Annotated in this window: 15 protein-coding genes; 12 read left to right on the forward strand and 3 right to left on the reverse strand. The window is 59.0% G+C overall.

Features of this window, described 5'->3' with window-relative positions; all coding sequences use genetic code 11:
* The first annotated feature begins 114 nt into the window (after positions 1–114).
* The 4 genes from TU81_RS10140 to phnE are packed head-to-tail and all read left to right on the forward strand — an operon-like array spanning position 115 to position 3345.
* Positions 115–966 (forward strand): putative selenate ABC transporter substrate-binding protein, encoded by an 852-nt coding sequence (locus tag TU81_RS10140; protein WP_038983890.1) that lies wholly within the window; start codon positions 115–117, stop codon positions 964–966.
* The gene (locus tag TU81_RS10145) at positions 963–1760 is read left to right on the forward strand and encodes a phosphonate ABC transporter ATP-binding protein (protein ID WP_048394858.1); all 798 of its coding nucleotides are present in this window, start codon (positions 963–965) and stop codon (positions 1758–1760) included. Before TU81_RS10140 ends, TU81_RS10145 begins: the two co-directional genes overlap by 4 nt.
* The gene (locus tag TU81_RS10150; protein ID WP_048394863.1) at positions 1754–2581 is read left to right on the forward strand and encodes a PhnE/PtxC family ABC transporter permease; all 828 of its coding nucleotides are present in this window, start codon (positions 1754–1756) and stop codon (positions 2579–2581) included. The genes TU81_RS10145 and TU81_RS10150 overlap by 7 nt, the downstream gene beginning before the upstream one ends.
* Complete coding sequence (gene phnE, locus TU81_RS10155; protein WP_038983894.1) at positions 2578–3345, forward strand: phosphonate ABC transporter, permease protein PhnE; 768 nt, start codon at positions 2578–2580, stop codon at positions 3343–3345. Before TU81_RS10150 ends, phnE begins: the two co-directional genes overlap by 4 nt.
* Before the next feature lie 370 nt (positions 3346–3715).
* On the opposite strand, the gene TU81_RS10160 is transcribed toward phnE, so the two are convergent.
* Positions 3716–4624 carry a LysR substrate-binding domain-containing protein gene (locus TU81_RS10160; protein ID WP_048394865.1) on the reverse strand — a complete coding sequence of 303 codons (909 nt, stop codon included), beginning with the start codon at positions 4622–4624 and terminating at the stop codon, positions 3716–3718.
* A 92-nt stretch (positions 4625–4716) separates the two neighbouring features.
* Here TU81_RS10160 and TU81_RS10165 point away from each other — a divergent pair, with 92 nt between their 5' ends.
* The gene (locus TU81_RS10165; protein ID WP_048394867.1) at positions 4717–5703 is read left to right on the forward strand and encodes a DMT family transporter; all 987 of its coding nucleotides are present in this window, start codon (positions 4717–4719) and stop codon (positions 5701–5703) included.
* Positions 5704–5839: 136 nt separating this feature from the next.
* Here the strand turns inward: TU81_RS10165 and TU81_RS10170 are convergent, their stop codons facing one another.
* Positions 5840–6640 carry a GNAT family N-acetyltransferase gene (locus tag TU81_RS10170; protein WP_048394869.1) on the reverse strand — a complete coding sequence of 267 codons (801 nt, stop codon included), beginning with the start codon at positions 6638–6640 and terminating at the stop codon, positions 5840–5842.
* Positions 6641–6932: 292 nt separating this feature from the next.
* Here TU81_RS10170 and TU81_RS10175 point away from each other — a divergent pair, with 292 nt between their 5' ends.
* From TU81_RS10175 to TU81_RS29490, 4 genes are all read left to right on the forward strand, one after another.
* A complete protein-coding gene (locus tag TU81_RS10175) occupies positions 6933–7673 on the forward strand; it encodes a Mut7-C RNAse domain-containing protein (protein WP_048394870.1) in 741 nt (246 codons plus the stop codon).
* A 169-nt stretch (positions 7674–7842) separates the two neighbouring features.
* On the forward strand, positions 7843–8037 hold the full coding sequence (locus TU81_RS10180; RefSeq protein WP_080772181.1) for a hypothetical protein: 195 nt from the start codon (positions 7843–7845) through the stop codon (positions 8035–8037).
* The gene (locus TU81_RS10185; RefSeq protein WP_048394873.1) at positions 8034–8360 is read left to right on the forward strand and encodes a low molecular weight protein tyrosine phosphatase family protein; all 327 of its coding nucleotides are present in this window, start codon (positions 8034–8036) and stop codon (positions 8358–8360) included. Before TU81_RS10180 ends, TU81_RS10185 begins: the two co-directional genes overlap by 4 nt.
* 55 nt (positions 8361–8415) lie before the next feature.
* On the forward strand, positions 8416–8577 hold the full coding sequence (locus tag TU81_RS29490; RefSeq protein ID WP_082157830.1) for a DUF2986 domain-containing protein: 162 nt from the start codon (positions 8416–8418) through the stop codon (positions 8575–8577).
* A 104-nt stretch (positions 8578–8681) separates the two neighbouring features.
* Here the strand turns inward: TU81_RS29490 and ydiJ are convergent, their stop codons facing one another.
* Positions 8682–11705: a D-2-hydroxyglutarate dehydrogenase YdiJ gene (gene ydiJ / locus TU81_RS10190; RefSeq protein WP_048394875.1), complete on the reverse strand. Its 3024-nt coding sequence runs from the start codon at positions 11703–11705 to the stop codon at positions 8682–8684.
* Positions 11706–11863: 158 nt separating this feature from the next.
* Here ydiJ and TU81_RS10195 point away from each other — a divergent pair, with 158 nt between their 5' ends.
* From TU81_RS10195 to TU81_RS10205, 3 genes are all read left to right on the forward strand, one after another.
* Entirely contained in the window at positions 11864–12748 is an 885-nt protein-coding gene (locus TU81_RS10195; RefSeq protein WP_048394877.1) for a LysR substrate-binding domain-containing protein, read from the forward strand.
* Between the two features lie 131 nt (positions 12749–12879).
* Positions 12880–13281, forward strand: a complete 402-nt coding sequence (locus TU81_RS10200) for a hypothetical protein (RefSeq protein WP_007895980.1) — start codon at positions 12880–12882, stop codon at positions 13279–13281.
* Positions 13282–13489: 208 nt separating this feature from the next.
* Entirely contained in the window at positions 13490–13771 is a 282-nt protein-coding gene (locus TU81_RS10205) for a DUF3303 domain-containing protein (RefSeq protein ID WP_048394878.1), read from the forward strand.
* Positions 13772–13872: the final 101 nt, after the last annotated feature.

Here is a 13872-nt window from a genome sequence, read left to right on the forward strand (position 1 = left end):
TGACCGGCATTGGTCAATATCGCTCCATTTCGTCTACCCTCTCAAAGCGCCATGCACCAATCAGTTTGTGCTTGGCGCCTCGACATTCTTTCGTTAATACACCGGAGATTTTCCATGCTCAAGCGTACCCTGGCATTGGCCGTCGGCTTGACCCTGTCAATTTGCACCTTGTTGGCCCAGGCCGCCGATACCCTGAAAGTCAGCGCGATTCCCGATGAAGCCCCTACCGAACTGCTGCGCAAGTTCAAGCCGCTTGGCGCCTATCTGGAACAACAGTTGGGCATGAAAGTCGAGTTTGTGCCGGTGAGTGACTATCCAGCCGTGGTCGAAGCGCTGGCCACCGACCGCATCGACCTGGCCTGGCTGGGCGGCTTCACGTTCGTGCAGGCACGCCTGAAAACCGGCAATGCCATTCCGCTGGTACAGCGTGAACAGGACGCTCAATTCACCAGCAAATTCATCACCGCCGACCCTGCCGTCAAGTCCCTCGCCGATCTCAAGGGCAAGACCTTTGCATTCGGCTCGGTGTCCTCCACGTCGGGCAGTCTTATGCCTCGCTACTTTATGCTCAAGGACGGCATCAAGCCGGAAACCTACTTCAGTCGCGTCGGCTACTCCGGCGCCCATGACGCCACCGTCGCCTGGGTCCAGGCCGGTAAGGTAGACGCCGGCGTACTGAACGCCAGCGTGTGGGAAAAACTGGTCGCTGCCGGCAAGGTCGACACCACCAAAGTCAAAGTGTTTGCGACCACCCCGGCCTACTTCGACTACAACTGGACAGTGCGCGGGACCCTCGACCCAGCGCTGGCGGCCAAGATTAAGGCTGCCTTCCTGGCTCTCGATCCGGCGAAGCCTGCGGACAAGGAGATTCTGGATCTGCAGGCCGCCAGCCGATTCATCGAAACCAAGCCTGAAAACTACAAGGGCATCGAGGAAGCAGCACTCGCCGCCGAACTGCTCAAATGACATTGCGTCTGACCCAGGTCAGCCTTACCCACGCCAACGGCGTCCAGGCGCTGCGTGGCGTGGACCTGCATATCGGTGCCAGCGAACAAGTCGCCATCATCGGCCCGTCCGGCGCGGGCAAGTCGAGCCTGCTCAACTTGCTGGCCACCGCCCTGCGTCCGGGCAACGGCGAGCTGCAGGTGCTCGGCGAGCGAGCCTGGCAGCTTTCTGCCCGTCAGCGTCAGCGTCTGCGCGCGCGCATCGGCCTGATCCATCAGTCGCCTCCCCTGCCACCGCGCCAGCGCGTGGTCACCGCGGTTCTGGCCGGAAAGCTGGGTCAGTGGGGTTTGGGCAAGAGCCTGTTGAACCTGGTGCATCCACTGGATATTCCGGGCGCACGCGCGGCATTGGCCAGGCTGGACCTGAGTGACAAGTTGTTCGCGCAATGCCAGCAATTGTCCGGTGGACAGTTGCAGCGCGTGGGCATTGCCCGCGTGTTGTACCAAGCGCCCGAGGTGTTGCTGGCCGATGAGCCGGTATCGGCCATGGATCCCGTGTTGGCTCAGCACACGCTTTCGGTGCTCTGTCGCCATGCCCGGCAGCACAACGTCACCCTGGTCGCCAGCCTGCATGCGGTGGAGCTGGCCCTGGCGCACTTTTCGCGCATCATCGGCTTGCGTGATGGACAGATCCTGTTCGACCTTCAGGCCAGCGAAGTCGACCGAGAGTTGCTCGACAAGCTCTACGCCAACGAACAACTGCTATCCCCACCGATTGCTCCGGCGCCCTTGAGTGTGCAGATTCCCCGATGCTGACCCGTGATACCCGAGATCCCGCCACCCGCCCCCGCCTGCTGCTCACCTTGCTGGCCCTTGCCTTGCTGTGGCCGGGCATCCACTTCAGCGAGTTGGACCTCAGCGTGCTGGTGGCGAGTGACACTCAGAGCGAGATGGGCCGGTTTGTGTCCGCCTTCTGGCCACCGGCCCATGGCGAAGATTTCATTGAGCTGTTGCTGCAAGCCACCCTGCAGACCCTGGCCATCGCCACGGCGGGCATGGCCCTGGCGTTGCTATTGGCAGTCCCCGCCAGCCTGTTGGCCAGTCGTGCTCTGTCGCTGTCTGCTGCTTCCCGTGCCGGCCACCCGAGTTATTGGGGTCAACTGCTGCGTTGGCCCATACGCGGTTTACTGATTTTCCTGCGCAGCGTGCCGGAAATCGTCTGGGCCCTGCTGTTCGTGCGCGCTGTCGGCCTCGGCCCGACGGCCGGGGTGCTGGCGATTGCCATTACCTACAGCGGCATGTTGGGCAAGGTCTATGCGGAAATTTTCGAGTCGGTCGACCAGCGCCCGGCCCACGCACTACTGCAATCGGGCAGCGGTCGGCTCGCAGCCTTTTTCTACGGGATCCTGCCCAATGTCGCTGCGGAACTGCTCTCGTACACGGTGTACCGCTGGGAATGCGCCATCCGCGCCTCGGTGGTGATGGGCTTTGTCGGTGCCGGCGGTCTGGGCCAGCAAATGGATCTATCGTTGCGCATGTTCGCCGGTGGTGAAGTGGCCAGTTTGTTACTGACGTTCCTCGTGCTGGTGCTGCTCGCCGATCAACTCAGCCGCCTGTTGCGCTGGAGGCTGGCATGAATCGCCTGATCAACCTGGCACTGCTGCTCTGCATCGGCGCAGCGGTCGTCGCTTCGTTCATCTACCTGGGCATCGACCTCAGTGAGCTGGGCGGCACCGGCAACCTGAAGCAGATGGGCGCTTATGCGCAGCGTTTTCTCAGCCCGGACCTGAGCCCAGGCCATCTGCAAGCCATCGGCCACGGTGCTCTGGAAACCATTGCCATGTCTGCCCTGGGCACCCTGCTCGCGGCGGTATTCGGTCTGCTATTGGCATTGCCTGCGGCCGGGCGCTTCGGCTGGCCATTGCAGAGCGCGTCGCGCCTGGTGCTCAACGCCTTGCGCGCGGTTCCGGAACTGGTGTGGGCCGCGCTGATGGTCCTTGCCGCCGGTCTCGGCCCCAATGCCGGTACCCTGGCATTGGCCCTGCACACCACCGGCGTACTCGGCCGGCTGTTCGCCGAAGCGCTGGAAAACACCCCACCGGAACCCGCCGAAGCCATCCGCCTGCAAGGCGGCAACGCCGTATGGGCTTTCTGTTACGGCACACTGCCCAACCTGTTGCCACAGCTACTGGCCTACGTCCTGTACCGCTGGGAAAACAATATCCGCATGGCCAGTGTGCTCGGCTTCGTCGGCGCCGGTGGTTTGGGGCAAATGCTCTACGTCAGCCTCAGCCTGTTCCAGGAAGCTCAAGCCAGCACGGTTATTCTGGCCATGCTGTTACTGGTATTGGCCGTCGATACATTGAGCAGCTGGAGCCGTCAACGCTGGGTCAAAGCTTGACTGCTTTCGGTGCCGGGCAATCGTTCAGTGGGTCTTAGAAGCTATGCAAACCCGAGGAACGACAGGATAACCACGACGATCACAACGACCCCGACGATGTAGATGATGTTGTTCATGAAGGCCACCTCTCAACCAGGACAGGACTGCGACACGAGAGTGCTACAAATACAAGGTACTGCACCTTTGCGCGCAATTCCATTCGGAACACTCATGGGGTCTGCTCTCGCCGAAAACCTTGGTTTGACGCTGGGGTAAAGGGGGACGGATTCGTTTTCCCTGAACGTCCGCCTGGGGGGGATTCCGGCCAGTTGTGACAGGCAGAAATCGGTCAGAAGCGTTACTCAACGTCATAAACAGGGGAATCGATCTGTCAGCTCTCACTACGTAATTCCTCTGCAAGCCACTCAATCAGCGCGCGCACCTCAATCCGGTCTTCCCCACCCTGCCGTCTGAAAACTGATATCGCATCAGGTAAAGGGACACTTTCTGCGCAAGGTCTCACCAGCGCACCATTTTCAATAAGCCTCCCGGCGGTTCGGCGCCACCCCATTGCAATTCCATGCCCTTCAACGGCGGCCTGAAGCATCAAGGGGTAACTATCAAACAAAGAGCCCTTAGGACAACCCTCCAATGTCTGCCCAAATGCCTGCAGCCAGCTATCCCATTCCATCAAGTGCGGTGGCGTGGCGCGATGGTGTAAAAGCGTGTGGAGGTGAAGATCGTTAATCCCGAGTGACTGTCGGGCAGTCAGGTAATGAGGACTGCACACTGGAAACACTTCATCAGCGGCGGTAAACGCCAGAACATGCAAGCCGCTGGCGCGTCCGGTGCTTTGTAAGGCCACGTCAAAATGGTCATTGAATTCAGTCAACGGTCTGGTGGATGTCGCGACCTGGATCTCGATTTCCGGGTGTTTCTGGTGGAACGTCGAAAGGCGCGGCATCAACCAATAGAACGCTTCGCACAACTGACACAGTAAAACGACACGGTTTCTGCGAGGTGATTCACGAAGGGTGACGGCTCTGTCGCTGATACTTTGCAATGCGGTGCTCACCACGCGCCCTAGCTCACGCCCCTCCTGCGTCAGGAAGACTGCTCGGTTGCGGCGGCAAAAAAGCTTCAATCCAAGATTATCTTCAAGCCCACGAATCTGGCGGCTAATCGCCGCTTGCGTGATGTGCAATTCATCAGCAGCCTTTGAAAAGCTTTCCAGTCGAGCAGCCGCTTCAAAGGGCAGCAAACTGGCGAGCGGCGGCAATGACTTCCCAAGCGTATTCATAATCAGACGTTATGCATCCAAGACCGAGAACTCGTTTGTAGCATACCCCTGGCGCTGTGCAACATGAGCTGAATACCTCGCGGATATGCCTGATGACCATTGCTCACTCAAACATCATCGCCGGAGTGACCCTTGCCGTGGTCGCGACCCTGAGCTGGGCTCTGAATTTCGTGGCGCCCTACGTCACCGGCGCCTACAGCATCTATGACTTGATGGTTACCCGGTTTCTGATCGCTGGTGCGCTGGGTGTGGGTGTCGTGGTGCTCTGTCGCGCACAGTTACGGTTTCTGCGTCGCAATCAGCAGCTTCTCGCCGCAAGTCTGGGAGTTATCGGATACCTCGGATACAGCACCTGTATTGCCGCAGGTGTCATTTTTGGCGGGCCAGTGCTGACTCCAGCGTTTATTGGCATGGTGCCGGTCTTGCTGGCGCTGCTAAGCAACGCCACGAAAAAAACGCTTCCATGGCGCAGACTGACGATACCGCTGACGTTTTTGACAGGTGGGCTTTTGCTGTCGAGCATCAGCAGTATCAATCAACCTATAGTAGGCAACGGGTCGTGGCTGATGGGGTTGTTTTTTTCAATCAGCGCCGTTGTCTTGTGGCTCGTATTCAGCTTGCTGAATCAGAGTGCCCTAGGGAAACTCCCGGCCAATGCGACGGGTATCTGGACAGGTCTCATGATGGCGGGCGCCGGAATGGGCACAGTGTGCGTATTACCGGTTGTGCAGGCGCTCGACCTTCTCAAGCTGCCAACCCTTGGTTTCAGTGTTTCCCTGGCAGGACATCTGTACGTCTGGGGCCTCGTTATTGCGGCGATGTCGTCACTCGTCGGTGCCTGGGCTTGGAACGCAGCATCCCGTCGCCTTCCGATGGTGCTTTCTGGACAACTGATCTCCCTTGAATCGCTATTCGCTACATTACTCGGCTTGTTGTTTCATAGCCGGCTGCCAACACCTTTAGAAGCGTCAGGTCTTGCTGCTGTTCTAGTAGGTGTGATTATGGCTGTTCGTATCATCCTGACTTCAATCGACAACCCATCCTGCACGACAAGAAAAATCAACTCCGTTTACTCCTAACAGTCGCTATCCGGTACTGGAAGCGGTCTGAAGAAGATAACCATATTGGATTTAGCTGACCGTTTTGGGTCGATTTCGGTCGGTCGCGACAGACAGATATCGGCCAAATACGGACGATCGTGTTCAGCCGTTTATCTTAGTTGTCTGCGAGGCGGTACAGTGCTTGGGCATGAGATGTCGTCAACCCGGCACGTTGCAGATTTCGGCGACTTTGGGAGCTGGCCAGCGCGGTCGCGGCGATCAAGTGGCAGCCATGCTTCTTCGCTTGCTCAATTCGATGAGATATCAGTGCTCCATGGTAGCCAAGGCCCCGGGCATCCTTTCGGGTGGCAGCCGTTCCAAGGTAGGCAATGCCATTACTGGCCAAATACATTGAGGCTCCTGCCACGACTTTCCCATCAGCTTTCAGGACGCAGATTTTCAGACGTCCGCTCGACGTCTGCTCTGCGAAGGATGCTTGATTCAGCAATCGGTACTCTGGTTTGGTATGAAAACCGCCCGCATGCACATCTGCAAACTGAGCAAGAGTTTTTGACGTGACTTCCTCGATTTCGAATGAGTGGCGACTCAAGACCACCTTCTCGATGGCACACGCGAATTGCAAGTGAGTCCAGCCCCTCAAACGCTCGAGCTGCGCTTCGCCCACAAGTGAGTACTGCCCCAACGCGGAAGGTTTCCCGATAAGGGGAGTTACGGCCGAATGTTCCGCTGAATCTTTGAGCAACTTCAACACTGCCTGGGGATCACGGGCGCTGTCGCCGTAGATGCGGTTGAACATTGGGCTAGGTGATGCGTTCACCTGAAAACAGGGAAAGTCTCCGTTGGAAAAAACACGTGCGCCATAAGGATTTCCGCTTACCTCTGCCAAGTTCTGAACACGCGAACGCAAATACTCGCTTTCTGCGGCCTCAATCTGATGTGCCAGTTCAACATCCATGTAAGTCGTCCTTTTTTAAAGATTTCCAAGGGAAGCCAAGCGCATCGAACAATACGCTTGCGTCCAAGTACGTACCAGTAGGTGGCTCTGCTTCACTCAGGTCAGCTGATTAACAAAACGCCGACATATTTTACGTAGCAACGCAGACTACAAAACGGTGCATGCGTTTTCACACAGCCTGGGCCGATAGCAGTCGATCATGTAGTGCAACTAACGATCGTAGTTTGGGGCCTGCCGGAGAAGATGTCCGGACCAGACTCGCTCATCCTGCAGCCCTGCCATACTGTTCAACATGACCCGTGCAACCTTCCGCTTCTACGAGGAGCTCAACGATTTCCTGCCGGCCGAACGGCGGCGGCAGTCCTTCACCTGCGAGTGCGCACGAGGGGCGACGGTCAAGCACATGATCGAGGCGCTCGGGATACCGCACACCGAGGTCGAGCTGGTGCTGCTCAACGGCGAGTCGGTGGGCTTCGAGCGGGTGATCTTCGACGGTGACCGGCTGGCGGTGTATCCCAAGTTCGAAGCGCTGGACATCAGCCCGCTGCTCAAGATTCGTGCGCAACCATTACGGCTGCTGCGCTTCGTCGCTGATGCGCACCTTGGCGGGCTGGCCAATCTGCTGCGCATGAGCGGCTTCGACACCCTCTACGACAACGGCTTCGAGGATAGCGAGATCGCCGAGATCGCTGCGCACCAAGGACGCATCGTGCTAACCCGCGACCGCGAACTGCTCAAGCGGCGGATCATCAGCCACGGCTGTTATGTGCATGCCCTGAAACCGTCGCTGCAGCTGCGCGAGTTGTACGAGCGCCTCGACCTGGCGCGTAGCGCGCGGCCATTCAGCCTGTGCCTTCATTGCAACCTGCCGCTGCACGAAATCAGCCCGGAACTGGCCCGGTCGCAGGTGCCGCCACGCGTCGGCACCCTCTATTCGCACTTCCTGCGCTGCGACGCCTGCCAACGAGTTTACTGGGAGGGTTCGCATTGGCGCAGCATGTGTGCACTGCTGGCACCTCTGCTGGATCGATAGCCGAGCGCATCGGGCCGGCTGCGTTGCCAGGGATAACTGGCTTTGTATCAGGTAGATAATGGCGCCATCGGGAACTCAACAACCTAGCCACTGCCCCCGATTCACGCTTACCATACTCCCAACTCGTATTACCGCGGCTGCTGAACCCGGTACTCACGAGGAAATGACCATGGAAAGAACCCGCGCCTGGAGACGCACACAGGCCCGTAAACGCGGCAATGACAAAGCGGTTCGTCCGCTGAAATTCAAGCCGGAAAAGAACTGGAAGCTGATGTACACCCGTGCCGACAAGCTTGTCAGGGCACGCCAACTCGGCATGAGCTATCCCATCCACACCACCCGCCAACTGTTGGATCAAGAGTGACAAACCTCCTGTTCGTCTGCAGTCGTAACCAATGGCGTAGTCCCACGGCGGAAGCGATCTGGCACCGCCGCCCCGGCTTCAATGTCCGCTCGGCGGGCACAAGCCCGAACGCACGCAGGCCCATCAGCCCAGCGGATATTCGCTGGGCCGATGTCATCTTTGTCATGGAACGCAAACACCTGAATCGCCTGCAGGCCGAGTACGCCCGTCTGCTTGAACACAAGCGGATTCACTCTCTGGATATTCCTGACGACTTTCGCTACATGGATCCTGAGCTGGTGGACATGCTCGAAGACGCCGTGAAGCCCTATCTCACTACCTAGGCTTCGTGCGCAAACCTCTGCCATCATTCAAGAACTTACACGCCGAGTAGAAAACATGAATCGTCGTAAAAAAATAAAGCAGTTATTAAAGGCTCACGCCAAAAAGGCCAGTGCCAAACTGGCACCGCCAAGTAAGTCTAAATACATTAGTAAAGCTGACCGATTGAAACTGGCTGCCGAACCCACTCTAGACTCAATCATTCCCCCTGAGAGCTGATCCATGCAGCTTAAGCGCCAGCGGAATTGATCATCCCCTCCTCCATGAAAACCACCCGGTCTGCCACACGCCGTGCAAAGCCCACCTCATGGGTGACAAGCTCCCTACTCCGCGCGCGCATGCTCCAACAGCACTTCCAGTGGGTGGCGCAGTTGCCTGTTGGCACGACGCTTTACCTGACTGCGGCAGGAGTAACCGGTTGCCAGTGCTTCACCCGCCTTGTCCAGCTTGCCAGCCCATGACTGCTCGAAAATGATCCGCGAGGTGTCCTGGTTGCGCGCTTCATGGCCGTAAGTACCGGACATGCCACAACAGCCAGTCGCCTCCGTCACCAACTTGAGTCCAATCCGGGCAAACACGGCTTCCCATTGCGAAGTACTGGCCGGCACATTGGTTTTCTCGGTGCAGTGCGCCAACAAACGGAATGTCTGAGTTGCGGGATGCGGGTTTTCAGGCAACACATCGAAAAGCCACTCCTGGGGGAGCAAGACCTTCGGGCAATCATTGAGCCCCGGAACTTTCTGATACTCCTGGCGGTAGACCAGCGTCATCGCCGGATCCAGACCCACCAGCGGTACTTCGCAGTCGGCCAGAGCCTTGAGTTGACTGGCGTTACGGATCGCCGCTTTGGCGAATGCGCCGAGGAAGCCCTGTACATGCAAAGGCTTGCCGTTGGCACTATAGGGCGCCAGAAACACGCGATAGCCCAACTGATGCGCCAACTGGATAAAGCTCGCCAGCAACGGGGTTTCGAAGTAACGGGTGAACGCGTCCTGCACCAACACCACGCTGCGCTGACGTTGCGCGACGGTGAGCTCGCGCAGGGCTGGCACGCTGGCAACAACGACCTTGCAGCGGGTCAACGTGGCCTGCAAGTCGTAACGGTTGATCAGCGGGCTGTCGAGCATGCCGACGTGTCGCTCAAGCAAGCGGCTCATCCATTTCGAGCCCATTACCGCGTTGTACAGGCCCGGCGCGTGGGCCATATAAGGAATGGTGAACTCCAGCGAGCCGATCAGGTAATCGCGAAGCGGACGTTGATAGCGACCGTGATAGAGCTCCAGAAAGCGCGATCGAAATTCCGGAACATTGACCTTGACCGGGCATTGTCCGGCACAGGATTTACAGGCCAGACAGCCCGCCATCGCGTCGTAGACTTCGTGGGAGAAATCCGCCTCGCCGCGCGATCGCGCCAGGTTATTGCGCACCCTCGTTGGCAACCCGCTCAACCACGACAATTTGCCCCGCGCCGCTTCCAATACATCAATATTGGCCGCGCCTTGCAGACGCAACCACTCGCGAATCAATGACGCCCTGCCCTTCGGCGAATGCTGGCGTTCACGGGTGGCTTTCCACGACGGGCACATCGCATCGTCGGGGTCGTAGTTGTAGCAAGCGCCGTTACCGTTGCAGTGCACGGCGGTGCCGAAACTTTGCCAGACGCGCTCGTCGATTTGCCGATCCAGCTCACCGCGCATCGTCACTTCGTTAACCTTGAGCAAGCCTTGGGCGGCATCCGGCGGAGTGCAGATCTTGCCGGGGTTGAGCTGATTGTGTGGGTCGAACGCGCCCTTGAGCGATTGCAGCGCCGGGTACAGCTCGCCAAAAAACTCAGGAACATATTCCGAACGCAAACCCTTGCCGTGCTCCCCCCACAGCAAACCACCATAACGCCGGGTCAGCTCGGCCACGGCATCGGAAATCGGCTTGACCAGCGCGGCTTGAGCCGGGTCTTTCATGTCCAGCGCCGGGCGCACATGCAACACACCCGCGTCGACGTGACCGAACATGCCATAGGCCAGGCCATGGCTGTCGAGCAAGGCGCGGAACTCAGCAATGTAGTCGGCCAGTTTCTCCGGCGGCACGGCGGTATCTTCCACAAACGGTTGCGGACGAATCTCGCCTTCGACGTTGCCCAGCAGCCCGACCGAGCGTTTGCGCATGGCGTATACGCGGGTCACTGCTTCGGCACCTTCGGCCAAGGTATGGCCCAGCCGCTCGATCGTCGTGTCGGCCTGCAGATGCTCCACGAACGACGCCACGCGAGCGTTCACTTGCGTCAGGTCTTCGCCACTGAACTCCACCAGATTGATACCCAGCGTCGCACGCTCGGCGTCCGTCGGGAAATATTCGGCGACGCTGTGCCAGACAATGTCTTTCATCGCCAGCATCAACACTTTGGAGTCCACGGTTTCGATGGACAGCGGCTTGTGCGCCAACAACGCGTTGGCATCGCGCAGCGCATCCATGAAGCTGCCGTAGCGTACGTTCACCAACACCGAATACTTGGGAATCGGCAGCACGTTGAGCTTGGCTTCGACGATGTAGCCCAACGATCCTTCCGCACCGCACAGCACGCTATTGAGGTTGAAGCGTCCGTGCTCGTCACGCAGGTGCGCCAAGTCGTAACCCGTCAGGCAGCGGTTGAGTTTGGGGAACACCGACTCGATCAGGTCGGCCTGGGTTTCCTGAATGTGCCGCGCGGTGCGGTACACCTCGCCGATCCGGCCGGGCTGCGCGCACGCCACCTCCAGCTCCGCGTCGGACAGAGGCTGGCTATGCAGGCGCTCACCGCCGAGCAGTACGCTGTGCAGTTCCAGCACATGATCGCGGGTCTTGCCATAGGTGCAGCTGCCCTGGCCGCTGGCGTCCGTGTTAATCATGCCGCCAACGGTGGCGCGGTTGGAGGTCGACAGCTCCGGCGCGAAGAAAAGCCCATGAGGCTTGAGCGCGGCATTCAGCTGGTCCTTGACCACGCCCGCCTGCACCCGCACCCAACGCTCGGCGACGTTGATTTCGAGGACAGTGTTCATGTGCCGCGACAGGTCGACCACGATTCCATCGGTCAATGACTGGCCGTTGGTTCCGGTGCCGCCGCCTCGCGGGGTCAGCTTGATCTGGCGAAAACGTGGTTCGGCCATCAATGTCGCGATGCGCACGATGTCGTCCGCGTCGAGGGGGAACACCGCCGCTTGCGGCAGTCGTTGGTAAATCGAGTTGTCGGTCGCCAGCACGGTCCGAGTGGCATAGTCGGCGCTGAGCTGACCGCGGAAACCGCTGGCGTGCAGTGCTTGCAGAAATTCCGGGTACTGGGCCGCGGGTTCAACGGTCGTCAACTGGGCGATCATCGCAGGATGGTCTCTTGTAGGGCTAATCACGGAAAAATCAAAACACTTGTCGCCTGAGCATTAATAGGTCAGCCTCAGGTCGTCGGCTGCGCCAATGATCCTGCAGGTTCTGGTGCCGGACAAACGGATAATCCTGCAGCTATTGATGACTTTTACGAATGAATTACCGCCACCTCACCCCCTCGATGTCGTTGCTGCTGGCCTTTGAAGCCGCCGCCCGACATGAAAGCTACACCCGCGCCGCGATGGAACTCTCGCTGACCCAAAGTGCAGTCAGCCGCCAAGTCCAGGCGCTGGAGCAACAACTGGGCCTGACGCTGTTTCGCCGTGAAGGTCGGCAGGTGCAGTTGACCGATGTCGGTCGTCTTTATCAGCGGGAAATGAGCGAAGCACTCGGACGCATCCGCAGCGCCACGTTGCAGGCCATGGCTTATCAATCAGGCAGCGGCACGTTGCGCCTGGCCACATTGCCGACCTTCGGCTCGAAGTGGCTGCTGCCGCGCCTTCATGATTTCTACAAAACCCATCCCGGCATGCTGGTGCACATTAATTCGCGGATCGACGCCATCGACTTCGAAACCAGCGGCATTGATGCCGCGATTGTCGTCGGCAATGCTGATTTACCGGGCCTGATCAGCCATCGCCTGCACGCAGAAGAAATGATGGTGGTCATTTCGCCGCAGGCAGCCCAGGCCCATGACGCCTGGACACCGGAGCGCATTGGTGGACAGATACTGCTCAATGTCGCGAACAATCCCAACGTCTGGGGCGAGTGGTTCAGCCATCACCGCTTGCCCCACCGAATGATGCGCCTGGGGCCGAGTTTCGAACTCACCTCACACTTGATCCAGGCCGTCAGAGCTGGCATCGGAATAGGTCTGGTGCCGCGTATTCTTGTGGCCGACGAATTGGCCAGCTCAGAGCTGATCAGCCTGGACCTGCCCTTCGCCAGTCAGCGCAGTTACTACCTGACCTACCCGCCGCGCAACGAAATGCTGCCGTCACTCATGGCGTTCCGTACCTGGCTGCTGGAACAGATATGAACGCCCGGCAGAATGATTACCGCCCGAGGAAGGCATAGCCGAGGCCAGCAAGCCCAGGATGCAGACGTCGCGCTCAACGGTACAACAACCCCATGGGCAAACCCGATCATAGCGCTCTATGATTGAACCCCATGACGACCTCTCTTCCGATCCGCCAACCCTGCCCGCCCGGAGCCTGCATCTGCGAGCGTGAGCCGTTGCTGGAAACCCCCGGCGCGGACTTGCGCATCCTGAGCCTGACCCGGTCGGAGGAAAAGCGCCTGGTCGAGCGCCTGGAAAATCTCCAGAGCCTGAGCGACCTGGAGCGTCTGCAACGCCGGATGTACGAGCAGTTGGGTCTGCGCGTGGAGATCGTCCCGGGCTTCAATGAAGTGCGCACCATGCGCGGCATCAATATCACCCTCGGCGAGCTGCCGGGTCTGTGTCGCAAAACCCGTCAGTCGATTCCGGCTGCGATTCGCCGCGGGTTGGAGAAGCGCCCGGAGATTGCCTACGAGCTGCTCAATGCCAACGACTTGTTGCGTGATGCCTGATGGTTTGCACCGTTATCCCGATATGTTCATTTCAAATGCCTGAAAGAGGATCAGCGGTCGTACGCAAAACGCGGGCCGCTGCTATGCCTTCTCATGGGAGAAAGGGTTCAGGCCAGCCAGGATGGAGCTGGAAACACGCGTGACCGTGGCCCCGGCGCCAGCCAGGTGCGCGAAGATAAAGGTGCCAATCCGTAGCAGGAGGTGGCAGATGTTATTCATGGTCAGTTGGTCCATCAGTCCGCAGCATCGTAACAGCGCAATCGAACGTTTTCTCAAGACCGGTGGCGCGCCACCCGCAGGCGTCAACATGCTGGGGCGCTGGCATGCCGTCGGTGGCTCGAGTGGTTTTGGCATTGCAGAAGCCGATGATCCGGTGTCGATTCAGAAGTGGGTGCTGGAATGGAGCGACCTCATGAGCATGGAAGTCCACGCCGCATTGACCGATGAACAGGCGGCACCGCTGCTGGCTGCCGCGCTCGGCAAGCAATAGTCGTCGAGTGCCCCAATGTCAGTCAGTTAAGAGAATGAACCGCTTTTCGTAGGAGCCAGGCTTGCCGGCGAAGGCGCTCTTAAGTGCGCCTTCGCCGGCAA

It is taken from the genome of Pseudomonas lini, from assembly GCF_001042905.1.
Lineage (GTDB): Bacteria > Pseudomonadota > Gammaproteobacteria > Pseudomonadales > Pseudomonadaceae > Aquipseudomonas > Aquipseudomonas lini.

Bases quoted from the DNA above. Each gene is read 5' to 3' on its own strand.
- TU81_RS10195 (WP_048394877.1), top strand. From the start codon at position 11,864: ATGAATTACCGCCACCTCACCCCCTCGATGTCGTTGCTGCTGGCCTTT.
- TU81_RS10165 (WP_048394867.1), top strand. From the start codon at position 4,717: ATGACCATTGCTCACTCAAACATCATCGCCGGAGTGACCCTTGCCGTG.
- phnE (WP_038983894.1), top strand. From the start codon at position 2,578: ATGAATCGCCTGATCAACCTGGCACTGCTGCTCTGCATCGGCGCAGCG.
- TU81_RS10200 (WP_007895980.1), top strand. From the start codon at position 12,880: ATGACGACCTCTCTTCCGATCCGCCAACCCTGCCCGCCCGGAGCCTGC.
- TU81_RS29490 (WP_082157830.1), top strand. From the start codon at position 8,416: ATGAATCGTCGTAAAAAAATAAAGCAGTTATTAAAGGCTCACGCCAAA.
- TU81_RS10160 (WP_048394865.1), bottom strand. From the start codon at position 4,624: ATGAATACGCTTGGGAAGTCATTGCCGCCGCTCGCCAGTTTGCTGCCC.
- TU81_RS10145 (WP_048394858.1), top strand. From the start codon at position 963: ATGACATTGCGTCTGACCCAGGTCAGCCTTACCCACGCCAACGGCGTC.
- TU81_RS10170 (WP_048394869.1), bottom strand. From the start codon at position 6,640: ATGGATGTTGAACTGGCACATCAGATTGAGGCCGCAGAAAGCGAGTAT.
- TU81_RS10150 (WP_048394863.1), top strand. From the start codon at position 1,754: ATGCTGACCCGTGATACCCGAGATCCCGCCACCCGCCCCCGCCTGCTG.
- TU81_RS10175 (WP_048394870.1), top strand. From the start codon at position 6,933: ATGACCCGTGCAACCTTCCGCTTCTACGAGGAGCTCAACGATTTCCTG.
- TU81_RS10205 (WP_048394878.1), top strand. From the start codon at position 13,490: ATGTTATTCATGGTCAGTTGGTCCATCAGTCCGCAGCATCGTAACAGC.
- TU81_RS10140 (WP_038983890.1), top strand. From the start codon at position 115: ATGCTCAAGCGTACCCTGGCATTGGCCGTCGGCTTGACCCTGTCAATT.
- ydiJ (WP_048394875.1), bottom strand. From the start codon at position 11,705: ATGATCGCCCAGTTGACGACCGTTGAACCCGCGGCCCAGTACCCGGAA.
- TU81_RS10180 (WP_080772181.1), top strand. From the start codon at position 7,843: ATGGAAAGAACCCGCGCCTGGAGACGCACACAGGCCCGTAAACGCGGC.